Origin of the sequence: Bordetella bronchiseptica, from assembly GCF_900636925.1 — a bacterium.
Taxonomy (GTDB): domain Bacteria; phylum Pseudomonadota; class Gammaproteobacteria; order Burkholderiales; family Burkholderiaceae_B; genus Bordetella; species Bordetella pertussis.
Genome location: NZ_LR134326.1, coordinates 4,896,451 through 4,918,845, shown reverse-complemented (window position 1 = coordinate 4,918,845; position 22,395 = coordinate 4,896,451). Strand labels below are relative to the sequence as shown.

At 68.8% G+C, this 22,395-nt stretch carries 23 protein-coding genes; 15 read left to right on the top strand and 8 right to left on the bottom strand.

What is annotated here, in order from left to right; translation table 11 throughout:
• Positions 1-91: 91 nt before the first annotated feature.
• The 3 genes from kynU (at position 92) to fmt (ending at position 2,960) form a co-directional block, all read left to right on the top strand.
• Positions 92-1,342, top strand: a complete 1,251-nt coding sequence (kynU, locus tag EL288_RS22965; protein WP_003807298.1) for a kynureninase — start codon at positions 92-94, stop codon at positions 1,340-1,342.
• Between the two features lie 101 nt (positions 1,343-1,443).
• Complete coding sequence (gene def / locus EL288_RS22960) at positions 1,444-1,956, top strand: peptide deformylase (protein WP_003807300.1); 513 nt, start codon at positions 1,444-1,446, stop codon at positions 1,954-1,956.
• 65 nt (positions 1,957-2,021) lie between these two features.
• Positions 2,022-2,960 (top strand): methionyl-tRNA formyltransferase, encoded by a 939-nt coding sequence (gene fmt, locus EL288_RS22955; protein WP_003807302.1) that lies wholly within the window; start codon positions 2,022-2,024, stop codon positions 2,958-2,960.
• 22 nt (positions 2,961-2,982) lie between these two features.
• Here fmt and EL288_RS22950 read toward each other — a convergent pair whose 3' ends face one another.
• From EL288_RS22950 to EL288_RS22935, 4 genes are read right to left on the bottom strand one after another with little or no spacing between them, the layout of a single operon-like run.
• Positions 2,983-3,609, bottom strand: a complete 627-nt coding sequence (locus EL288_RS22950) for a pyridoxamine 5'-phosphate oxidase family protein (protein WP_033458507.1) — start codon at positions 3,607-3,609, stop codon at positions 2,983-2,985.
• A complete protein-coding gene (locus tag EL288_RS22945) occupies positions 3,606-4,262 on the bottom strand; it encodes an HAD hydrolase-like protein (RefSeq protein ID WP_003807305.1) in 657 nt (218 codons plus the stop codon). The genes EL288_RS22950 and EL288_RS22945 overlap by 4 nt, the downstream gene beginning before the upstream one ends.
• Complete coding sequence (locus tag EL288_RS22940; RefSeq protein ID WP_003807307.1) at positions 4,259-4,861, bottom strand: hypothetical protein; 603 nt, start codon at positions 4,859-4,861, stop codon at positions 4,259-4,261. Before EL288_RS22940 ends, EL288_RS22945 begins: the two co-directional genes overlap by 4 nt.
• A 6-nt stretch (positions 4,862-4,867) precedes the next feature.
• On the bottom strand, positions 4,868-5,455 hold the full coding sequence (locus EL288_RS22935) for an LOG family protein (protein WP_010929870.1): 588 nt from the start codon (positions 5,453-5,455) through the stop codon (positions 4,868-4,870).
• 180 nt (positions 5,456-5,635) lie between these two features.
• Between EL288_RS22935 and EL288_RS22930 the strand changes: the two genes are divergently transcribed.
• A complete protein-coding gene (locus tag EL288_RS22930) occupies positions 5,636-6,205 on the top strand; it encodes a ferritin-like domain-containing protein (RefSeq protein ID WP_003807311.1) in 570 nt (189 codons plus the stop codon).
• Positions 6,206-6,275: 70 nt separating this feature from the next.
• Here the strand turns inward: EL288_RS22930 and rimO are convergent, their stop codons facing one another.
• Positions 6,276-7,595 carry a 30S ribosomal protein S12 methylthiotransferase RimO gene (rimO, locus tag EL288_RS22925; RefSeq protein WP_003807313.1) on the bottom strand — a complete coding sequence of 440 codons (1,320 nt, stop codon included), beginning with the start codon at positions 7,593-7,595 and terminating at the stop codon, positions 6,276-6,278.
• 106 nt (positions 7,596-7,701) lie between these two features.
• On the bottom strand, positions 7,702-7,893 hold the full coding sequence (locus EL288_RS22920) for a 4-oxalocrotonate tautomerase (RefSeq protein WP_003807315.1): 192 nt from the start codon (positions 7,891-7,893) through the stop codon (positions 7,702-7,704).
• Between the two features lie 320 nt (positions 7,894-8,213).
• Between EL288_RS22920 and EL288_RS22915 the strand changes: the two genes are divergently transcribed.
• From EL288_RS22915 to EL288_RS22905, 3 genes are all read left to right on the top strand, one after another.
• Positions 8,214-9,518, top strand: a complete 1,305-nt coding sequence (locus EL288_RS22915; protein ID WP_456298094.1) for an NAD(P)/FAD-dependent oxidoreductase — start codon at positions 8,214-8,216, stop codon at positions 9,516-9,518.
• A 70-nt stretch (positions 9,519-9,588) separates the two neighbouring features.
• The gene (locus EL288_RS22910; RefSeq protein WP_003807319.1) at positions 9,589-10,584 is read left to right on the top strand and encodes a tripartite tricarboxylate transporter substrate binding protein; all 996 of its coding nucleotides are present in this window, start codon (positions 9,589-9,591) and stop codon (positions 10,582-10,584) included.
• Positions 10,585-10,668: 84 nt separating this feature from the next.
• Complete coding sequence (locus tag EL288_RS22905; protein WP_003807322.1) at positions 10,669-11,343, top strand: GntR family transcriptional regulator; 675 nt, start codon at positions 10,669-10,671, stop codon at positions 11,341-11,343.
• A 32-nt stretch (positions 11,344-11,375) separates the two neighbouring features.
• On the opposite strand, the gene EL288_RS22900 is transcribed toward EL288_RS22905, so the two are convergent.
• On the bottom strand, positions 11,376-12,224 hold the full coding sequence (locus EL288_RS22900; protein ID WP_003807324.1) for a VOC family protein: 849 nt from the start codon (positions 12,222-12,224) through the stop codon (positions 11,376-11,378).
• A gap of 133 nt (positions 12,225-12,357) precedes the next feature.
• Here EL288_RS22900 and EL288_RS22895 point away from each other — a divergent pair, with 133 nt between their 5' ends.
• Positions 12,358-13,134, top strand: a complete 777-nt coding sequence (locus tag EL288_RS22895) for an aspartate dehydrogenase (RefSeq protein WP_003807325.1) — start codon at positions 12,358-12,360, stop codon at positions 13,132-13,134.
• Positions 13,135-13,179: 45 nt separating this feature from the next.
• Here EL288_RS22895 and EL288_RS22890 read toward each other — a convergent pair whose 3' ends face one another.
• The gene (locus tag EL288_RS22890; RefSeq protein WP_003807327.1) at positions 13,180-13,809 is read right to left on the bottom strand and encodes a LysE family translocator; all 630 of its coding nucleotides are present in this window, start codon (positions 13,807-13,809) and stop codon (positions 13,180-13,182) included.
• A gap of 107 nt (positions 13,810-13,916) precedes the next feature.
• On the opposite strand from EL288_RS22890, the gene rsmB reads away from it, so the two are divergent.
• From rsmB to EL288_RS22855, 7 genes are all read left to right on the top strand, one after another.
• Entirely contained in the window at positions 13,917-15,251 is a 1,335-nt protein-coding gene (gene rsmB, locus EL288_RS22885; RefSeq protein ID WP_033450629.1) for a 16S rRNA (cytosine(967)-C(5))-methyltransferase RsmB, read from the top strand.
• Positions 15,252-15,269: 18 nt separating this feature from the next.
• A complete protein-coding gene (locus tag EL288_RS22880) occupies positions 15,270-15,881 on the top strand; it encodes a DUF4390 domain-containing protein (protein WP_003807331.1) in 612 nt (203 codons plus the stop codon).
• Positions 15,878-18,187 (top strand): two-component system sensor histidine kinase PlrS, encoded by a 2,310-nt coding sequence (gene plrS, locus EL288_RS22875; protein WP_003807333.1) that lies wholly within the window; start codon positions 15,878-15,880, stop codon positions 18,185-18,187. Before EL288_RS22880 ends, plrS begins: the two co-directional genes overlap by 4 nt.
• Positions 18,188-18,197: 10 nt before the next feature.
• A complete protein-coding gene (plrR, locus tag EL288_RS22870) occupies positions 18,198-18,887 on the top strand; it encodes a two-component system response regulator PlrR (protein ID WP_003807335.1) in 690 nt (229 codons plus the stop codon).
• Positions 18,884-20,263, top strand: a complete 1,380-nt coding sequence (trkA, locus tag EL288_RS22865) for a Trk system potassium transporter TrkA (RefSeq protein ID WP_003807336.1) — start codon at positions 18,884-18,886, stop codon at positions 20,261-20,263. The genes plrR and trkA overlap by 4 nt, the downstream gene beginning before the upstream one ends.
• Before the next feature lie 48 nt (positions 20,264-20,311).
• Positions 20,312-21,781: a TrkH family potassium uptake protein gene (locus EL288_RS22860; RefSeq protein WP_003818499.1), complete on the top strand. Its 1,470-nt coding sequence runs from the start codon at positions 20,312-20,314 to the stop codon at positions 21,779-21,781.
• A gap of 145 nt (positions 21,782-21,926) precedes the next feature.
• Positions 21,927-22,394 (top strand): MarR family winged helix-turn-helix transcriptional regulator, encoded by a 468-nt coding sequence (locus tag EL288_RS22855; protein ID WP_370448380.1) that lies wholly within the window; start codon positions 21,927-21,929, stop codon positions 22,392-22,394.
• Position 22,395 lies beyond the last annotated feature (1 nt).

Below are 22,395 nucleotides of genomic sequence, written 5' to 3'. Positions count from 1 at the left end.
CAAATCGGCCTCGCTGTCATGGTGATTTTGCAATCAACCCCGGGCCGCCCGCTGCTACCATATTTGATATTTCAAGTATCGGGAAGAAGCAATGACGACGCGCCAGGCCTGCCTGGAGGCCGACCGCCGCGATCCGCTGGCCGCCTTCAAGGACGAGTTCGAACTGCCTGCCGGCCTGATCTACCTGGACGGCAATTCGCTGGGCGCGCTGCCCAGGGGGGCGGCGGCGCGCGCCGCGCAGGTCATCGGCCAGGAATGGGGGCAGGGCCTGATCCGCAGCTGGAACACCGCAGGCTGGTTCGAGCTGCCGGCGCGGCTGGGCAACAAGCTGGCCGGGCTGATCGGCGCCGGACAGGACGAGGTCGTCATGACCGACAGCACCTCGCTGAACATTTTCAAGGCGCTGGCCGCCGCCTTGCGGCTGGCGCAGCGCGCCGCGCCGCAGCGCAAGGTGATCGTGTCCGAGCGCGACAACTTCCCGACCGACCTGTACATGATCCAGGGCATGATAGACCTGCTGCGGCAGGGCTACGAACTGCGCCTGGTCGACGCCGGGCTGTCGCTGGAGCAGGCGCTGGACGACGACGTCGCCGTGGTGCTGCTCTCGCACGTGAACTACCGCACCGGCGCCATGCACGATATGGCCGCCGTCTCGCGGCAGGCGCATGCCCGCGGCGCGCTCATCATCTGGGACCTGGCGCACGCGGCCGGCGCCGTGCCCGTGGCGCTGGATGCCGATGGCGCGGACTTCGCCGTGGGCTGCACCTACAAGTACCTCAATGGCGGCCCGGGCTCGCCGGCCTTCATCTGGGTCGCGCCGCGCCATCGCGACGACTTCTGGCAGCCGCTGTCGGGCTGGTGGGGGCACCGCCAGCCGTTCGAAATGGCCGACACCTACGTGCCCGCGCAAGGCATACGCCGCTATCTGTGCGGCACCCAGCCGATTGTCTCGCTGGCCACCGCCGAATGCGGCCTGGATATCGCCCTGCGGGCCGATATCGCGCAGGTGCGCGCCAAGTCCCTGGCGCTGGGCGACCTGTTCATCGCGCTGGTGGAAAGCCGCTGCGCCGACCATCCCCTGACCCTGGCGACGCCGCGCGAGCATGCGCGCCGCGGCAGCCATGTCAGCTTCCTGCATCCGCAGGGCTACGCCGTGATGCAGGCGCTGATCGCGCGCGGGGTCATCGGCGATTACCGCGAACCTGAGCTGCTGCGCTTCGGGCTCACGCCCCTGTACCTGAGCCACGCCGATATCTGGGATGCCGTCGAGATCCTCAGGGAGGTGCTGGACACCCGCGCCTGGGACCGTCCCCAATACCGCGAGCGCGCCGCGGTGACCTGAAGCCCGGCATATCCCGGACTTAGGAGAAACCTATTAGAAATCAAGTGTCTAATGAATTATGATATGAGTCTGCATACATAGACTTTGGCGCTTGATCCCTCATGGCTTTGCTTTCCATCCTTCGTTATCCCGACCCGCGCCTGCACAAGACGGCCAAGCCGGTCGCGGTAGTGGACGACCGCATCCGGCAGCTGGTTCGCGACATGGCCGACACCATGTACGATGCGCCGGGCGTCGGGCTGGCGGCCACCCAGGTCGACGTGCACGAGCGCGTCGTGGTGATCGACGTCTCGGAAGAGGGCAACGACCTGCGCGTGCTGATCAACCCCGAGATCACCTGGAAGAGCGACGAACGCCAGACCTACGAGGAAGGCTGTCTGTCGGTGCCCGGCATCTACGACGAGGTCGAGCGCGCCGCGCGCATCCGCTGCAAGGCGCTGGACCAGCAAGGCCAGCCCTACGAGTTCGAGGCCGACGGCCTGCTGGCCGTGTGCGTGCAGCACGAAATCGACCATCTCGATGGCAAGGTGTTCGTCGAATACCTGTCCAACCTCAAGCAGAACCGCATCAAGACCAAGCTCAAGAAGGCCGAGCGCGAGGCCGAGCGCGCCTAGGCGGCGCGCCCGTTCTTGATGTCCGCGGCGCGCGCGCCGCGCCCTGACCCGTTTCCGACCGTCCCATGCGCCTTGTTTTCGCCGGCACTCCCGAATTCGCCCGTATCGCGCTCGATGCGCTGCTTGCCGCCGGCCACGACGTGCCGCTGGTGCTGACCCAGCCCGACCGGCCGGCTGGCCGCGGCCTGAAATTGACGCCCAGTCCGGTCAAGCAGGCGGCCCTGGCCGCCGGCATCGAGGTCGCCCAGCCGCGCAGCCTGCGGCTCGACGGCCGCTATCCGGACGAGGCGGCCGCCGCGCGCGCGCAGCTGGAGCGCGTGGCGCCGGATGTCATGGTGGTGGCCGCCTACGGCCTGATCCTGCCGCAATGGACGCTGGACCTGCCGCGCCTGGGCTGCCTGAACATCCACGCCAGCCTGCTGCCGCGCTGGCGTGGCGCGGCGCCCATCCAGCGCGCCATCGAGGCGGGCGACGCCGAGACCGGCGTGACCATCATGCAGATGGACGCGGGACTGGACACCGGCGACATGCTGCTGGAGCGCGCCGTGCCCATCGGCGCGCAGCAGACCGCCGCGCAATTGCACGACGAACTGGCCCTTGCCGGCGGGCAGGCCATCGTCGACGCGCTGGCCGCGCTGGGCCAGGGCGGGCTGGCGCCGCGCCGCCAGCCCGACGCCGGCGTGACCTACGCGGCCAAGCTGGACAAGGCCGAGGCGGCGCTCGACTGCAGCCTGCCGGCCGCTGTGCTGGCGCGCCGTGTGCGCGCTTTCAACCCCGTGCCGGGCGCGACCATCCGCCTGCCCGGCCTGGACGATCCGGTCAAGGTGTGGCGCGCCCAGGCGCTGGAGCAGGCTGCCGGCGGCCCGCCCGGGGCCGTGTTGCGCGCCGATGCGCAAGGCATCGATATCGCCACCGGGCAGGGTGTGTTGCGTCTGCTGGAATTGCAGAAGGCCGGCGGCAAGCGCCAGCCGGTGGACGTCTTCGTGCGCGGCTGGCAGCCCTGAGGCGGCCGCCGCCGCCAGCCTGCTAGTACAGCGTCGCGCGCACGCGCTCGGGCAGCTCGCGGTCGTAGCGTTCGCCGTCGAGCGTCCCGGCGCTCAGCGCGCCCAGGATCTGGCCGGCGCTGGGCAGGCTGGCGCGGTCCACGCGGGCGTCGGGGTTCCACAGCGCCGACCGCACGATGGCGCGCGAACACTGGAAGAACACCGTTTCCACGCGCACGCGCAGCACGCTGCGCGGCGGCTTGCCGTCGACCGCGAAGCGCGCCAGCAGCGCCGGTTCGACGCTGATCTCGGCCTGCCCGTTCACGCGCAGCGTCTCGCCCACCCCCGGCACCAGGAACAGCAGCGCCACGCGCGGATCGGCCACGATGTTGCGCAGGCTGTCGATGCGGTTGTTGCCGCGTCGATCCGGCAGCAGCAGCGTGCGGTCGTCCTCGATGACGACGAAACCCGGGCCGTCGCCGCGCGGCGAGGCGTCCAGCCCCTGCGGGCCGCTGGTGGCCAGCACCACGAACGGCGCCGTTTCGACGAAGGCGCGGTAATGGGGGTGCAGGTAATCGACTTCCTTGGTCAGCGAGTTCGGGGCCGGCGTGCCGTACCGGGCCTGCAGGGTGTCGAGGTCGGTGATGCGATGCGTGGGATCGGAGCTCATGGCGTCGGTGGGAAGGAGGGAAAGCCGGGCGCGAGCACGGCGGCCAGATCGGTCACCTGCTCGAAGATTTCGTCGGGAGCACGGGCGCGCAGCGCGTCGACGTGGTTGTAGCCCCAGGCCACCGAGCCCGCCATCACGCCGGCCTTGCGCGCGGCGTCGATGTCGCGCATTTCGTCGCCGATCAGGATGCAGCGGGTCCGCTCCACGCCATGGCGGGCCATCAGGCGCGCCAGCTTGGCGGGCTTGCCGAACAGGTCGGCGCCGCATTCGTAGTCGTCGATCAGCGCGCCGGTCTGCGGGCCCAGCACGCGGCGCACGTTGTCGAGCGAGTTCGAGCTGCACACGGCCAGGCGCAGGCCGGCCGCCTTCAGTTGCGCGAGCGCGGCCGGCACGCCGGCGAACATGCGCACCGCCGGATCGATCTCGCGCATCAGCTGGCGCACATGGGCCATGATGGCCGGCAGCTTCCAGACCGGCACTTCCAGGAACGCCATGATCTCGCGCGTGCTGCGGTGGCGCAGTTGCGCCTTGTCGGCGGCGCTGGCCTTGCGGAAGCCGTACTTGTCGGCCACCCCGTCCATGACGGATTCGAACCAGGGCAGGGTATCGGCCAGCGTGCCATCGAAATCGAACGCGGCCAGCCGGTATTTCATGCCATGCCGCCGGTGGGATCGGCGCGGCGCACGTCGCGGCGCAGCCAGTACATGATCGGCGCCAGGCTCTCGATGGGCGGCGCGCTGGCCACCACGCGCTGCGCGTCGGTCCACGGGTAGGGCAGCGCGGTCAGCCAGCCGAACACGGGGCCGGCCGTATCGGCGGGCAGCGTCAGCATCGATTCGATGGTGATGGTCAGCCGCTTGACCAGGTGCGGCTCGGCCTGGAACACCCAGTCATAGCTGCCGCACCCGACGCGGACCTCGCCGCTGGCCTTGTCCGTCATGCCCACCATCCAGTCGCACGAGAACTCGGGCAGCACGGCGTGCTCGCCCGGATGCGCCAGGTAGAAGGTGTAGACGTTGTCGTAGGTCTGGCCGAACTTGCGCGACAGCGTGTCGGCGATGGCCGCCAATCCGTGCGACTCGGGCGGAAAGGCGATGGCCTGTGTGCGCAGCGCCATTTTCAGCACGGCGTCGGGCGCGAAGGCGCGGGCCATGTACAACGGCCGGTTTTCGTCCTTGGCGCGGAAGTAGTCGCGCAGCAGGCAGGCCGTGGTGCGTGGAGCGGCGGGTTGGGTCGGCATGGCGTGGGTCATCGCGGGTCAGTGTTCGCCCGGCGCGATCCACTTGGAAACCGTGGGCGCGACGTAGCTGGCGAAGTGGTCCAACAGGGCTGCCGGGTCGTGGTCGATGGCGAGCATGGCGCGATGTTGCGGGCGCATGAAGGCTTCATCCACCGTGTGATTCAGGAACTGACCCAGCAGGTCGTAATAGCCGGCGATATTGAGCAGGCCGCATGGCTTCTGGTGCATGCCCAATTGCGCCCAGGTCCAGATTTCGAAGATCTCTTCCAGCGTGCCCGCGCCGCCGGGCAGGGCGACGAAACCGTCGGCCTTCTGCGCCATCAGCGTCTTGCGCTCGTGCATCGACTGCACCACATGCAGTTCGGTCAGGCCGCGGTGCGCCAGCTCCTTCTTCATCAGCGCCTCGGGAATGATGCCGATGACCCGGCCGCCTTCGGCCATCACGGTATCGGCCACCGCGCCCATGATGCCGACGCTGGCGCCGCCGTACACCAGTCCCAGGCCGCGCTTGACCAGCTCGCGTGCGAAGCCTTGCGCGTGCTCGATGTACTCGGGTTGGCGGCCGCTGTTCGAGCCGCAGTACACACAGATGTTCTGAATTTTCATAACTCGTTCAAGAGTCCATGCGCTCGTTACCAGTTGCATCGCGAGCGCGGGCCAGGCCCTAGTTTACGCAAACTGGGACGAGGTCTGCCGCGGACGGCCATGGGCAATGTCTTGACACAGCGCGGCGCGCCCAGGTCTGTACACTGGATCGAGAGGGGCGCTTGAACATACAGCGTCGTTTTGTCTTCTATTTTGGGAGTCAGCGATATGGAACAGTCAGCCACCCAGCCACACCGCGCGTTCGCCGTCGATGTGAAGGCCATCCGGGCCAAGGCCCGCCGCGACATCGAGTCCGGCGCCGTGACCGAGGGATACCGCGCCGACCGCGCGACCGTGCTGCGCCTGCTCAACGAAGCCCTGGCCACCGAAGTGGTCTGTTGGCTGCGCTACAAGCGCCACGCCTTCATGGCGCGCGGCTTGAGCGCCGAGCCGGTCGCCGCCGAATTCGCCGAGCATGCCGCCGAGGAACAGGGGCACGCCGACCGTCTGGCCGAACGCATCGTGCAGCTCGGCGGCGAGCCCGATCTCTCGCCGGTCGGCCTGCTCGAACGCAGCCACGCCGAATATGTGGAAGGCAAGGATCTCAAGGACATGATCAAGGAGAACCTCATCGCCGAACGCATCGCCATCGACAGCTATCGCCAGATGGTCGACTATGTCGGCGAGGCCGATCCGACCACGCGCCGGCTGCTGGAGGACATCCTCGCCATGGAAGAGGAGCACGCCGACGACCTGTCGGACCTTCTGTGATCCCGCCATGAAGGAGGCACCGTGTTGATTCGGTGCCTGTCCCGACAGGGACAGGCACCTGTGCTTTCGATCAGGCGATCCGCTCGCCCCAGAGGTCGTACTCGTCGGAGTCGGTGACGCGCACCCGCACCATGTCGCCGGCCTTCAGCGGCTGCTCGCTGTCGACGTAGACGCAGCCGTCGATCTCCGGCGCGTCGGCGCTGGAGCGGCCGACCGCGCCTTCTTCGTCCACGCTGTCGATCAGCACGTCGATCTCCCGGCCTACCCGCGTGCTCAGGCGCGCGGTGGAGATGGCTTGCTGGTGTTCCATGAAGCGCTCCCAGCGCTCCTGCTTGACCTCGTCCGGCACGGGATTGTCGAGCGTGTTGGCCGGCGCGCCTTCGACCGGCGAGTACTGGAAACAGCCGACGCGGTCGAGCTGGGCTTCGCTCATCCAGTCCAGCAGGTACTGGAAGTCTTCCTCGGTCTCGCCCGGAAAGCCCACGATGAAGGTCGAGCGCAGCGTCAGGTCGGGGCACTCTTCGCGCCAGCGCTTGATGCGCGCCAGCGTCTTGTCCTCGAACGCCGGGCGCTTCATGGCGCGCAGAATGCGCGGGCTGGCATGCTGGAACGGGATGTCCAGATAGGGCAGCACCTTGCCGTCGGCCATCAGGCCGATCACTTCGTCCACGTGCGGATACGGATAGACGTAATGCAGGCGGGTCCACACGCCGAGCTCGGACAGCGCGGCGCACAGCTCGGTCATGCGCGTCTTGACCGGCCGCCCATTCCAGAAGCCGCTGCGGTACTTGATGTCCACGCCATAGGCGCTGGTGTCCTGCGAGATGACCAGCAGTTCCTTGACGCCGGCCCGCACCAGCCGCTCGGCCTCGCTGAGCACGTCGCCCACCGGCCGGCTCACCAGGTCGCCGCGCATGGACGGAATGATGCAGAAGCTGCAGCGATGGTTGCAGCCTTCGGAAATCTTCAGGTAGGCATAATGGCGCGGCGTCAGCTTGACGCCTTGCGGCGGGACCAGGTCCAGGTATGGGTTGTGGTCCTGGCGGGGCGGCGCCACGCCGTGCACCGCGCGCACCACTTCCTCGTACTGCTGCGGTCCGGTCACGGCCAGCACGCTGGGGTGCACCTGCCGGATGACGGATTCTTCCACGCCCATGCAGCCGGTCACGATGACCTTGCCGTTCTCGGCGATGGCCTCGCCGATCGCTTCGAGCGATTCGGCCTTGGCGCTGTCGATGAAGCCACAGGTGTTGACCACCACGACATCGGCGTCGTTGTATTCGGGCGTGACCTCGTAGCCTTCGGTGCGAAGCTGGGTCAGGATGCGTTCGGAATCGACCAGGGCCTTGGGACAGCCGAGGCTGACGAAGCCGACTTTGGGGGAAGACATGGGAAAACCTCGATGGGCGCGTCTGCGCCACGGTCGAAAACCGTCGATTTTACCGTGGCGCGGCGCGGCCGCGGCCGCGGCATCCCGGGGCGGGCCGCGCCGATGCTCAAGCCGGGGGCTGGGCGTAGAACTTTCCGCCGTGGGCCCATTCGGTCGGCGGGATTTCGATGAAGATGACATCCACGCTTTCGACCGGGCACTTGAGGATCTCCACCGTCAGGCGCGTGACTTCCTGCATATAGCGGGTTTTCTGTTCGGCGCTGCGGCCGGGGGAGAGTTCGACGCGTACGGTGGGCATGTGCAGGATCCATGAAGGGCCGCCGGGCAAGGCCGCCCGGCCGCTATATTCGTATACGATTATATTAAATGATATACATATCATGATATCGTACCGGCCTAGGGATTTCACCAGCAGCGCCGATATTCGTATACGATATAAGATTCACGTATACGTATGTATAGAGATACGGATACAGGGCGCTGCGCGTTGCGTAAGGCGCTGCGCACGGACCACTCGGGCATCATGGCTGACAGCAAGACGAAATACGGATGGACCGCCCGGCGCACCGCGCCACGGCAAACCCGCCCTTGCGGCGCGGTGGCGGGGGCGCAGGCGCGATGAATCCCGACCGACTGCTGGGCGAACCCTTGCGGTTGCCCGATTCATTGTGGGCGGCTACCGCGCCGGCGGCGCCGGCGCTCCCGTCCCTGGACGGGCGCCATGTTGCCGACGTGCTGATCATCGGCGCCGGGTTCACCGGCCTGTCGGCCGCCATACGCCTGTGCCGCGAAGGCAGGCGGGTGATCGTGCTGGATGCGGCCGAGCCCGGCTGGGGGGCGTCCGGGCGCAACAACGGGCAGGTGATCGCCGGCCTGAAGCAGGACCCCGAGGTAATCGAGACGCTCTACCCGGGCGAGGCCGGCCGCCGGCTGGTGCGCTTCGGCAGCGAGGCGCCGGGCGTCGTATTCAGGCTGATCGACGAATTCGGCATCGATTGCGCCGCCGGCAACAAGGGCTGGATCCAGCCCGCGTTCACCGGCAGCGGCCTGCGCGCGGTCGAGCGCCGTTGCCAGGCCTGGGGCGAACGTGGCGTGGCCACGCGCCTGTTGCAGGCCGGCGAACTGGCGCGCCTGCTGGGCACGCCGCGCTATCGGCTGGGCTGGCTGGATCCGCGTGGCGGCCATGTGCAGCCCCTGGCCTACGCGCGTGGCCTGGCGCGCGTGGCCCTGTCGCTGGGCGCGACGATCTTCGGCGGCGCGCGTGCCGAGGCGTTGCGCCGCGAAGCCGGGCAATGGCTGGCGCGCTGCCAGGCCGGCGAGGCCAGGGCGCCCAGCGTGATCGTGGCCACCGGCGGCTATGCCGACCGGCTGGTGCCCGGCCTGCGCACGTCCATCGTGCCGGTACGCACGGCGCAGGTCGCCACGCGCGTGCTGCCCGAGGCGATGCGCCGCGAGATCCTGCCGCAGGGGCACGTATCCAGCGATACGCGCCAGCTGCTGACCTCCTTCCGGCTGTCTCCGGACGGCCGCCTGGTGATGGGGGGCGCTGGCGCGACCGCGGGCCTGGAGCACGCACGCATCGTGCCGTTCCTGCATCGCGCGGGCGCGGAGCTGTTCGCGCACCTGGGCAAGCTGGATTGGGAGTACCACTGGAGCGGCTACTTCGCGGTCACCACCGATCACCTGCCGCACGTGCACGAGCCCGCCGCGGGCATGCACGTTTCGCTGGGGTGCAACGGCCGCGGCATCGCCATTTCGACCGCGCTGGGCATCGAGCTGGCCGAGCGGGTACTGGGCGCGCCGGTCGAATCGCTGTCGGTGCCGGTGAGCGATCTGCGGTCGGTGCGCCTGCACGGGTTCCGTCATCTGGGGGTCGCCGCCGCGACCCGCTACAAGCGCCTGCAGGACAGGCTGGCGATGTAGTCGGGGCAGCCGCGCGCACGCGCGGCCCTGCGCATGACACTTCTTCAACGCAGTACCGGGGGTAATAAAAATGAAAGGATATGCAAGGGAAAACAGGCGCCGCACGCTGCTGGCGGCGGCGCTGGCCGGCTGCCTGCTGGCCGGCGGAACGGTGCATGCCGACGAATCCGGCGCGGACAAGCGGCCGATCCGGCTGATCGTGGGCTTTTCCGCGGGCGGCTACACCGACGTGATCGCGCGGATCCTGGCCGAGCAACTGGGACAGTCGCTCAATCGATCGGTCATCGTCGAGAACCGGGCCGGCGCCAACGGCGCGATCGGCGCCACCGCGGTGGCGCGCTCGGCCAAGGACGGCGCCACGGTGCTGCTGTCGCCGCCCGGCCTGATCACCAACACGCTGATCTCGCCCGAGCTCTCGTATTCCATCCAGGATTTCGCGCCGGTGGCGCGCGTGACCAGCCTGCCCAACGTGCTGGTGGTCTCGGCCAACAGCAAGTACCGTTCGCTGGCCGAGCTGCTCGACGGCGCGCGCAAGGCCGACGGCAAGCTGACCTATGGCTCGGGTGGCGTCGGATCGAGCAACCATCTGTCCATGGCGTTGCTGATGCGCCAGGCCCAGGTGCAGATGCTGCACGTGCCGTACAAGGGCAGCAGCCTGGCCGAAACCGATGTCATGGCCGGACACGTGGAGTCGATGTTCTCCGGCGCGGCGTCTGCCATTCCGCATGTCAACGGCGGCCGTTTCCATGCCCTGGCGGTGTCGGGCGACAAGCGTATCGGCGCCCTGCCGGACGTGCCTACGGTGGCGCAGGCCGGCGTGCCGGGCTATTCGCACGGCACCTGGCTGGGGTTGTTCGTCGCGGCGGGCACGCCCGCGCAGGCGGTGGCCGGGCTGAACCAGGCGGTCAACAAGGTGATGGCCGATGCGCGCGTCCAGGCCCGCATGACGGACCTGGGCGCCGATGCGTTCCAGGCCAATACGGTGGACGAGTTCACGGCTTTCGTGCAGTCCGACCTGGCTGCCCAGAAGACGTTGATCGGCAATGCCAGCCTGAGCGGGAATTGAGCGATCGACAGGGCGGCGGCGCCTGGTCGATGGCGGCCGGCGCCGCCGCCGGCCAGGCGGGCTGTTGTTAGAATCCCTTTCGTCATGAACCTGGTTGCCCCCATGCCCGAAACCGCTCAGAGAAAAGTCGCCGGTACAGCCACCGAGCGCGCGTATGGCGAGCTGCGCAAGCGCATTCTCGAAGGCAGCCTGGCCGAGGGCGCGCCGATCCGCCAGGACGAGGTGGCGGCCGATCTGGGCATCAGCAAGATTCCGGTCCGCGAAGCCCTGGTGCGCCTGCAGTCGGAGGGCCTGGTGGTCTTCACGCCCAACGCCGGGGCGACGGTGGCGGTACTGACCGCGGCCGATTATGTCGAGATGCTGGACCTGCGCCTGGCCATCGAATGCCGGGCGCTGGAGCTGGCGGTGCCCAACATGGCGCCGTCCGATCTGGCGCAGGCGCGCCGCCTGCTCGATGCCTACAGCAGGCACGAGAACGCGTCCGAATGGAGCGAGCTGAACGCGCAATTCCACGATTGCCTGTATGCGCCGGCCAACCGGCCGCGCCTGCTGGCCATGATCCGGTCGGTGCGCGACCACATGGGCAAGCTGATGCGGCTGCGCGTGACCGAGGCCGCGGGCCATGACCGCTCGCACCAGGAGCACCTGAAGATCCTCGCGGCCTGCGAGGAAGGCAATGCCGCGCGCGCCGTGGCGCTGCTGCGCAAGCACATCGAGCACACCCAGCGCGAAGTCCAGGCGTATTTCCGCAAGGCCTAGCGCCCGGCCTGGACCGGGCGCCGGATGCGGTTTCAGGCCTGCTTGAAATACAGGTGCGCGCCGCTGGCGTCGGCGGGGTCGACCTTCAGCTCGCCGCCGGGCTGGCGGGTAAAGCGCACGCCGCCGGCTTCGAACAGCGCGGCCGTGGCGGCCGCATCCTTGACCAGCAAGGTGGCCGAGGCCAGATAGGCGTCGCCGAGCTGGGGCTGGGCATCGCCGCGGCGTTGCGCCTCGGCCGGGCCGATCAGCTCGATGTCGGCGCCTGCGCCGAAGTCGAGCAGGATATGGTCGTCCCCGCGCGTGACGTTCTCGGCCCCGATCAGCCGGGTGTAGGCGGCCGCGGCCGCGTCGAAATCGGACACCACGCCCACCAGGCGCCCGAACGCCACCACGCCGTTGGGGTGATCGGTCCAGCCGGGCTGGCGCAGCGTGTCGGCCGTGAGGTGCTGGCACAGATTGGCGTGCGTCAGGCCGGGATACAGGTCGTGCCCCAGCATGACCGTCTCGAAGTGCAGGTCCAGCGTACGGTCTTCCAGCACCAGCTTGCGGTTCAGGTGGCGCGGCGGTTCGATCTCCAGGCCGGCCGCGAGACCGGCCTGGTAGCTTTCCTGGGCCGATGCCGCGTTGAACGCCACGCTGTAGAGGCCTTCGCCCTTGGCGAGGAATTTGTCCACGCCCGCCAGGAATCTGTTCGGGTCGCCGATGCCGCGGATTTCGAGGTAGTCGCCGGGGAACATGATGCACAGGTTCTCGGTGCCCCATTCCTGGTGCTTGCCGCTGGGCGGCACGACGAACCCCAGCTTCCTGTATTGCTGGCTGGTCCGGTCCAGGTCGTGCACGGCTACGACCGGATGATCAACTCTACCGACTCTGGCGGTCATTTCCACTCCTGTTCATGCGCGGGCGGCTGCCCGTCTGTGTGGCTAAGATTATACTATTGAATAGTATCGTATACTAATTTTGCGTATGGGCCGCGGCGCGGCGCCGGCGGCCATCCAGCGAGGGGAATCGACTATGAATACACCGTTGCGCGTGGGCATCGTGGGATGCGGCGTGCTGGCCAATGCGATGGCCGGCCATCTGGCCCGCCAGCCCCGGCCAGTGGAGATCGTGGGCTGCCTGGTGCGCGACCCGGGACGCGCACGCGGCGCGCTGCCCTGCCACGGCAGCTGGGAGGCGTTGCTGGCGCAACGGCCGGAGGTGGTGGTCGAATGCGCGGGCCAGGCCGCGCTGGCGCAATACGCCCAGGTCATCCTGGCCGCCGGGGTGGACCTGGTGCCGGCCTCGGTCGGCGCCCTGGCCGATGACGCGCTGCGCGGCGCGTTGCTCGAGGCCGCGGCCGCTGCCGGCGCGCGCATCCGCATCCCCAGCGGCGCCATGGTGGGCATCGACGGCCTGGCCGCCGCCCGGCACGTGGGCGTGGCGGAAGTCCTGTACCGGGGCACCATGCCGCCGGTGGCGCTGCAGCGCTATGTGAGCGGGCCCCTGCCCGAGCGCGGGCTGGCGTTTGCCGGCTCGGCGCGCGAGGCCGTGGCCCGGTTTCCCAAGAACGCCAACCTGACGGGCACGATCGCGCTGGCCGGCATCGGCTTTGACCGTACGCGGGTCGAGATGCTGATCGATCCCGATGCGACGGCCAACGTCCACGAATTGCTCGCGCGGGGCGAGTTCGGCGATTTCCACGCGCGCGTCAGCGGCCTGCGGATTTCCGAATCGTCGCCGTCGTCGCGCATCGTGGCCGGCAGCCTGGCCCAGGCGGCGCTGGGCTCGGGTTTTCTCGCCCTGTCCTGACGGGACGGGCGCGGCCCAAGCGCGCGCCGCGCCGGGCGTTGCGGCTCAGCCGGCGCGCCGGTACAGCGCCACCGTGCCCGCCAGCAGCACCAGCATGCCGCCGCACAGGCGGTTGATCCAGCGCAGGCCGCCGGTGCGCAATACCCTGACCAGGCGCGCGCCCAGCGCGGCATAGCCCAGCATGGCGGCCAGGTTCAGCACGGCCAGCACCAGCGCCAGCGCGCCGTACTGCGGCGCCAGCGCCGCGGCCGGGTCGATGAACTGCGGCAGGAAAGCCGACATGAACAGCAGCGCCTTGGGGTTGGTCAGGGCGACCAGGAAACTGCGCGAGAACAGCGCGCCGGCGCCGCTGTCGCCGCCGCCCGCCGCCAGCGCGGGAAGCACCAGGGCGGCGTCGCTGCGCAGCAGCCGCCAGCCCAGATAGGCCAGATAGCCGGCGCCGATCCATTTGAGGGCCTGGAAGGCCGGTTCGGACGCCGCCAGCAGCATGCCCAGGCCGCCGGCGACGGCGGCCACCAGCACCAGGTCGGCCAGCACCGCGCCGGCCATGCCCCAGCAGGCCCGCCGCACCCCGTGGCGCGAGCCGTTGCTGAGCGCCAGCAGCACGGTCGGGCCGGGCGTGACGATGATCAGGCCGGAGGCGAGGACAAACAGGGCGAGGGTGGCAAGCGTCATGGCGGACTCCGCGCGGCATGGCCGGGCAAGCGTGCAGTGTGACGCCGGCCGCCGGTCGCGTCCAGTGTCCGGCTACCATATCGGTCCTGCCGTCAGAAACGTTTCATATGCCTTCCCCTGTCGATTCCTCCGTCCTGGCCCCGCCCCTGTCGGCCGTGCTGCTGGGCGCCGCCGCCGCCGTGCAGGCGGTGCGCAAGGGACGCTCGCTGACCGATGCGCTGGCCGAGACGCCGCCGGCGCTGCGGCCGGCCGTGCAGGCGATCAGTTTCCACGCCATGCGGCAGCTGGGCTGGGCCGACGCCGTGGCCGAAACGCTGGTGCGGCGCTCGCCCGGACCCTTGTTCGACGCGCTCCTGCGGGTGGCGCTGAGCCTGCTGCGCGCCGCGCCCGGCGCCGCGGCGCAGCCCGGCGCGCCGCAGTATGCGCCGCATACGGTGGTCGACCAGGCGGTGACGGCGGCGGCCGGCCAGCGCAAGCTGGCCGCCTACAAGGGCCTGCTCAACGCCAGCCTGCGGCGCTTCCTGCGCGAGCGGGAAGCCTTGCAGGACAGCGTGGCCGAGCGTCCCGCGGCGCGCTGGAACCACCCGAGCTGGTGGGTGGAGCTGCTGGAGCGCGCCTATCCGGACCAATGGCGCGACATCCTGGCCGGGGCCAATGTGCCCGCGCCGCTGACCCTGCGGGTCAACCGCCGCCGCGCCACGGTGGAGCAGGCGCGCCAGGCGCTGGCGCAGGCCGGCGTGGCCGCCGCGCCGGTGGGCGATGCCGGCCTGGTGCTGGCCGAGCCGCGCCCGGTGCCGCAGTTGCCGGGCTATGACGCGGGCTGGTGGTCGGTACAGGATGCCGGCGCGCAACTGGCCGCGCCGCTGCTGGCGCCGGCCGACGGCATGCGGGTGCTGGACGCCTGCGCCGCGCCGGGCGGCAAGACCGCCCACCTGCTGGAACTGGCCGATATCGACCTGCTGGCCCTGGACGCGGACGCGCAACGCCTGGAGCGGGTGGACCAGAACCTGGAACGCCTGGGCCTGCGCACGCCGCGGGTGCGGCTGGCGGCCGCCGACGCCAGCGACCTGGACGCCTGGTGGGACGGCCGGCCCTTCGATGCGGTGCTGGCCGACGTGCCGTGCACTGCGTCGGGCATCGTGCGCCGCCACCCGGACATCCGCTGGCTGCGCCGCGCCGAGGACGTGCCGCGCACCGCCGCCCTGCAGGCGCGCATCGCCGACGCCCTGTGGCGCACGGTCGCCCCGGGCGGGCGCCTGCTTTACGTGACCTGCTCGGTGTTTCCAGCCGAAGGGCGCGAGCAGGCCGAGGCCTTCGCGCGCCGCCATGCCGACGCCGCGCCCCTGGACGCGCCCGGGCAACTGCTGCCTGTTGCCATCGATGCAACACCGCAGGCGCAACACGACGGTTTTTTCTATGCCTTGTTTGCCAAGCGGACCTGAATCGCCAAGAATAGGGTCATGCTGCTGCGCATTTGCCGTATGTCGATGATTCTTCGCCTATTTGTCGCGTTGTTGCTGGTATTTGGCTCGTTCTCGCCGATTACGAGCGGGCTTGCCCATGCCGCCGATCCGCACGTCCAGCGCATCGAGCCGCTGGTGCGCGACGGCAAGCTGGAGCTGAGCGCCGACATCCATTTCGAGCTCAACGACCAGCTGCGTGACGCGGCGCAGCGTGGCGTGCCGCTCTATTTCACCGCCGACCTGCAGATCACCCGGTCGCGCTGGTGGTGGTTCGATCACACGCTGGTCGACAAAAGCATTACCTGGCGCATTGCCTACAACGCGCTGACCCGCCAGTGGCGGGCCGGCGCGGGCGAACTCTCGCTGCCGGTCGCCTCGCTGGACGACGCCATGGACCTGGTGCGCCATATCCGCAACTGGGAAGTGGCCGATGCGTCCGAGTTCGACCCCGGCGTGCGTTATGGCGGCCAGCTGCGCGTGCGCCTGGATACCTCCCAACTGGCGCGGCCGTTCCAGGTCAACGCCCTCAACAGCAGCTCGTGGTCGCCGGCCACGCCGTGGGCGGAGTTCTCCTTCGCCCTGGCCGAGCCCGCGCGGGACCCCTCATGAGAATGTTTCTACGCCTTGCCCTGGTGGTCGGCGGCGTCAGCGGCCTGGCCCTGCTGGGCCTGCTGGCCTGGTCCACCGGCAATGCGTCACGCTTTGCGCGCTATTACGACACCCTGCTGATTCTCAACGGTATTTTCGCCTTCGCGCTGTTCGTCTGGGTGGTGGCGCTGACCGTGCGGCTGGCGCGCCAGATCCGCCGGCGCCAGTTCGGCGCCCGCCTGACGGCCCGTTTTGCGCTGGCCTTCGCCCTGATCGGGGTGGTGCCGGGCGCGCTGATCTACACCCTGTCGGTGCAGTTCATGTCGCGCTCGATCGAGTCGTGGTTCAACGTCCGCGTCGACAGCGCGCTGGAGTCGGGCCTGAATCTGGGCCGCGCCGCGCTCGACTCGCAGCTGGCCGACATGGATGTGCGCGCCCGCGCCATGGCGGCCGAGTTGAACAACATGTCCGATAACGACATTCCGCTGGCGCTGACGCGGCTGCGCGAGGCCAACGGGGCGCAGGAGGCCACCGTATTCACCGGTAGCGGGCGGATACTGGCCTTCTCCACCAATACCTATGGGCAGCTGCTGCCGCCCAGCCTGCCCGCCACCTTGCTGAACCAGCTGCGGCTGGCGCGCGGCTACTCGGCCGCCGAGGCCGACGACCCGGCGATTCCGGGCGCCGAGGGCGGCCTGCACCTGCGCGTGGTGATCCCGCTGTCGGCGCCGGCGCGCTTCGACGGCATCCTGGGCGGCTCGGCCGAGCCGCGCTGGCTGCAATTGATGCATGCCGTGCCAGACCAGATCGCCCATAACGCCAACCGGGTGCAGCAGGGCTTTCGCGACTACCAGGAGCTGGCGCTGTCGCGGCTGGGCCTGCGCAAGCTGTACGGCATCACCCTGACCCTGGCCCTGCTGCTGGCGGTGTTCGCCGCCATCGCGGTGGCGCTGTCGCTGTCCAAGCGGCTGGTGCGGCCCCTGCTGCGGCTGGCCGGCGGTACCCAGGCGGTGGGCGTGGGCGATTTCCGGCCGCTGCCCGAGCCGCCCGAACGCGACGAAGTCGGGCAACTGACCCGCTCGTTCAACGCCATGACGCGCCAGCTCGAGGAGGCGCGCCAGATGGTGGAAAGCAACCGGCGCCAGCTGGAGCGCTCCAACGTCTACCTGGAAAGCGTGCTGTCCAACCTGTCGTCCGGGGTGATCGCCTTCGACGAAGGGTTCCGCGTCACCACGGTCAACCAGGGCGCCCAGACCATTCTGCAGGCCGACCTGCGCTCGGTCATCGGCCGGCCGCTGGAAACCGTGGATGGCATGCTGGAGTTCGCCCAGGTGGTGCGCCAGGCCTTCGCGGCCCACGCGGCGGTGGGCTCGGAACGCCTGCACTGGCAGCAGCAGTTCGAGATCACCCCGGGGCTGGACGAAACCGGCGGGCAGCCGGTGACGCTGCTGGCGCGCGGCACCCACTTGCGCGTGGACGGCCGCGGCAACGGCTACCTGGTGGTGTTCGACGACATCACCGAGGTCATTTCGGCCAACCGTACCGTGGCCTGGGGCGAGGTGGCGCGCCGGCTGGCCCACGAAATCAAGAACCCGCTCACGCCGATCCAGCTGTCGGCCGAGCGCCTGGCCATGAAGCTGGCCGACCGGCTGCAGCCGGCCGACGCGCAGATGCTGATCCGCTCCACCAACACCATCGTCAACCAGGTGGGCTCGCTCAAGCAGATGGTCGACGACTTCCGCGAGTACGCCCGCACGCCGCCGGCTGTCATGCAGCGTATCGACCTCAATGCGCTGGTGGCCGACGTGCTGTCGCTGTATGGGTGGGATCCGGGCGACGGCGGCGGCCGCGGCGCGGCGCGCGTGCTCAACCTGGACGTCGAGCTGGCGCCTGGCCTGCCGGACATCGAGGGCGACCCGACCCAGCTGCGCCAGGTCATCCACAACCTGCTGTCCAACGCCCGCGACGCGGTCGCCGAGCAGGGCGGCGAGGGGCGCGTGAAGGTCACCACGCAGATCGTGCAAAGCGAGCAGCCCGACGGCGCGCAGCAGCGCGCGGTGCGTTTCACCGTGGCCGATACCGGGCCGGGCTTTCCGCCGCAGGTCATGCAGCGCGCCTTCGAGCCCTACGTGACGACCAAGGCGCACGGGACTGGGTTAGGATTAGCCATTGTGCGCAAGATCATTGAAGAACATGGCGGCCGCATCGATCTCGCCAATCGCAAGGAAGGGGGCGCGCGGATCTCCATATTGTTGACCCGCCTGGCTTTGCCGTCCGATACTATGGACGCGACCGCGCAAGAAAAGGATAATGCGGCTACGCAATAGGTGAGAGGTTATGGCCAGAATTCTGGTGGTCGACGACGAAGTTGGCATTCGCGAGCTGCTGTCCGAGATCCTATACGACGAGGGGCACACGGTCGAACTGGCCGAGAACGCGGCGCAGGCTCGCGCCGCGCGCTTGCGCATGCGCCCGGACCTGGTCCTGCTCGACATCTGGATGCCAGATACCGACGGCGTCAGTCTGCTCAAGGAGTGGGCGTCGCAGGGCTTGCTGGACATGCCGGTCATCATGATGAGCGGCCACGCCACCATCGACACGGCCGTCGAGGCGACCCGCATCGGCGCCATGGACTTTCTCGAAAAGCCCATTACGCTGCAGCGCCTGCTCAAGACCATCGAGGCCGGCCTGGCGCGCGGACGCGCGCCGCGCGCCGCGCCGCCGCTGGCGCATGCCGCCGCGACGCCGGTGGCCGTCGCGCTCGAGGACGAGCTCGACCCGCCGCAGCCATTCCAGGCTCCGGTCGAGGCGCCGGCCGCCTCCAACGGCCAGCTAGGCAGCATCTCGCTCGACCAGCCGCTGCGCGAGGCGCGCGACGAATTCGAGCGCATCTACTTCGAATACCACCTGGTGCGCGAGAATCACAGCATGACGCGCGTCTCCGAACGCACCGGCCTGGAGCGCACCCACCTGTACCGCAAGCTCAAGCAGTTGGGCATCGAATCCGCGCGCAAGCGAGGCACATGAAGATCCTCATCATGGGGGCGGGGCGCGTTGGCACCAGCGTGGCCGAAAACCTGGTGTCCGAGCAGAACGACATCACGGTCATCGACACCGACGTCGGCCAGTTGCGCTACCTGCAGGATCGCTTCGACCTGCGCGTGGTGCAGGGCGACGGCATCCAGGTATCGGTGCTGGAGTCGGCCGGCGCCGACGACACCGACCTGTTCATCGCCTGTGCGGCTTCCGACGCGGCCAACCTGGTGGCGTGCAAGATCGCGCGCGAAGTCTTCAACGTGCCGCGCCGCATCGCCCGCATCCGCATGCCCGAGTTCGCCGACCATCCCGAGCTGATGAGCGACGAGGGTTTCGCCATCGACGCGCTCATCAGCCCCGAGCGCAGCGTCACCACCTACCTGCACAGCCTGATCGAGTTTCCCGAGGCGCTGCAGGTGGTCGAATTCGCCGGCGGGCGCGTCAGCGTCATCACGGTCCGGGTGGGCCACGGCAGCCCCATGGCGCATCACCCGGTCGACGAACTGCGCGAGGTCTGGCCGGACGTCACGGCCCGCATCGTCGACGTGCTGCGCGACGGACGCCCGCTGCATGCCGGGACGGGCACGGTGGTGGCGCCGGGCGACGAGGTCGTGCTGGCCGTCGACACCCGGCACGCGCGGCGCGCCGTGCGCCAGCTGCGCGAGGCCGAGAAGACCGTGCACCGGGTCATGATCGCGGGCGGCGGCAACATCGGCCTGCGGCTGGCGCGCCAGCTGGCCGAGGAAGGCTACAGCGTGCGCATCATCGAGCACGATGCCAAGCGCTGCGAATACCTGGCCGCCGAACTGCCCGACAACGTACTGGTGCTGCATGGCAATGGCACCGACGAAGCGCTGCTCGAGCGCGAGAATATCGAGGACATGGACACCTGGCTGGCCCTGACCAGCGACGACGAGGACAACATCATGTCCTCGCTGCTGGCCAAGCGGCTGGGCGCGCGCAAGGTCATCGCCCTGATCAACCGGCAGGCGTATGGCGAACTCATGCAGGGCAGCCATATCGACGTGGCGGTTTCGCCGTCGCAGGCCACCATGAGCGAGCTGCTGCGGCATGTGCGGCGCGGCGACGTGGTGGCGGTGCACCGGCTGCGCCAGGGCGTGGCCGAGGCCCTGGAGGCTGTCGCCCATGGCGATCGGTCCACCTCGCGGGTGGTCGGCCGCGCGGTGGGCAAGATCGGGCTGCCCAAGGGCGCCAGCATCGGCGTGCTGGTGCGTGGCGACGAGATCATCGTTCCCGACGCCGACACCGAAATCCAGTCGGACGACCATGTCATCGTTTTCGTGCCCTCGCGCCGGCAGATGCCGCGCGTCGAGAAACTGTTCCAGGTGTCGGCCTCCTTTTTCTGAACCACGCGGCCGCGCTCGGGCGCCGGGCCATGACGTCGAGCGGTATTCATGAAGCGTTTGCTGGCGACCTTTTACGTGCTGGGCCTGACCATGGTGGTGTTCGCGCTCACCATGGTGATTCCGCTGGCGGTCGCCTACATCGGCCAGGACGCCGGCTTCACCGCCTTTCTCGAAGGTTTCCTGCTGGCGCTGGGCATCGGCGCGGGCACCTGGCTGGCGACCCGCCGCGGCCGCAGCGAACTGCACGCGCGCGACGGTTTCCTGCTGGTGTCCACCGTATGGGCCGCGCTGCCCGCGCTGGCGGCCATCCCGCTGCTGCTCTACTACGACGACGTGGGCATACCGCTGTCGTTCACCGATGCCTATTTCGAGGCCATGTCCGGCCTGACCACCACCGGCGCCACGGTGCTCAGCGGGCTCGACGCCCTGCCGGCCTCGATCAACCTGTGGCGCGCCACGCTGATCTGGATCGGCGGCATGGGCATCCTGGTGCTGGCGGTGGCCATCCTGCCCTTGCTGGGCGTGGGCGGACACCAGGTGGTGCGGGCCGAGACGCCCGGGCCCATGAAGGACGAGCGGCTCACGCCGCGCATCGCCAGCACCGCCAAGGCGCTGTACGCCGTGTATTTCGGTTTCTCCATGGTATGCCTGCTGGCCTATCGGGCCGTCGGCCTGTCGTGGTTCGACGCCTGGTGCCATATGGCCACGACCATGGGGCTGGGGGGGTTCTCGACTTATGACGATGGCTTCGCGCATTTCGACTCGCTGTCGGTCGAGCTGGTGGCCATCGTATTCATGACCATCTCGGGCATCAATTTCGCCACCCACTTCAACGCGCTGCGCCAGCGCAACTGGCGCGCCTACGTGGTGTGCCCGCAGACCATTCCGTACCTCACGGTCATGCTGGGCGCGGGCCTGGTGATCTCCGTATTCCTCTATATCAAGGGCGTATACGGAGACCCCTGGGAGGCGTTGCGCTATGGCATGTTCAACACCATTTCGGTGGCCACCACGACCGGCTACGCCAATGTGGACTACGCGTCCTGGCCGCTGTTCGCGCCGCTGACCATGCTGTTGCTGTCGGCGTTCGTGACCTCGGCCGGCTCGACCGGCGGCGGCATCAAGATGATCCGCATCATCCTGCTGGTCAAGCAGGCGCGCAACGAGCTGGTCACCATGCTGCATCCCCACGCGGTCAGCCCGGTGCGCATCGGCTCGCGCGTGGTGGACCAGCGCGTCATGGCGTCGGTGCTCGCCTTCATGCTGGTGTACGGCCTGTCGGTGGGCGTGCTGAGCAGCCTGTTGCTGCTGTCAGGGCTGGACCTGATCACGGCCTTTTCTGCCGTCATGGCCATGATTAACAATACCGGACCGGGGCTGGGGCCGCTGGGGCCGATGGGCAATTTCTCGGTACTGAATGATTTCCAGACCTGGGTATGCACGTTCGCGATGCTGATCGGGCGTCTCGAATTGCTGACGGTGCTGGTGCTGTTCACGCCGCTGTTCTGGCGCAAATAGCGGCGCGCGCGGCCGCTGCCGGCGCGGTGGTGTACTATTCAGTGTACTCACTAAATTTGGCGTAAGGCCTTTCTCTCCCATGCCAGAACCAGACAAGCAAGCAACGAGAAAGAAGCGCACAACGTCCTCCCTGACGGACAGTACCGTGTTCGATCCTGCCAAGCAGGTGCTGTGGTCGCGTCCCGGGTACCTCGTGCGGCGCCTGAACCAGATCCACTACGCGCTGTTCTACGAAGAGTGCAAGACGCAGAACGTCACGCCGGTGCAGTATGGCGTGCTGACGGCCCTGTCGCTGAGCCCCTGGCTGGACCAGACCGCGATCGGCATGGAGCTGGGGCTGGACCGCACCACCACCGCCGACGTCATCAAGCGGCTGCAGGAGCGCGGGCTGGTCGAGCGCCGCGTCAACCCCAACGACAAGCGTTCGCGCCAGGCCGTGATCACGCAGGAAGGCCTGCGCATCATGGGGCTGCTGCAAGGCGGCATGGCGCGCGCGCAGCAACGGCTGCTCGAGCCCCTGTCGCCGCGCAACCGCGAAATCTTCATGAAGCTGCTGTCGACGCTGGTCGACGCCAACAATCAGTACAGCCGCACGGCGCTCAAGGCCATGTAGC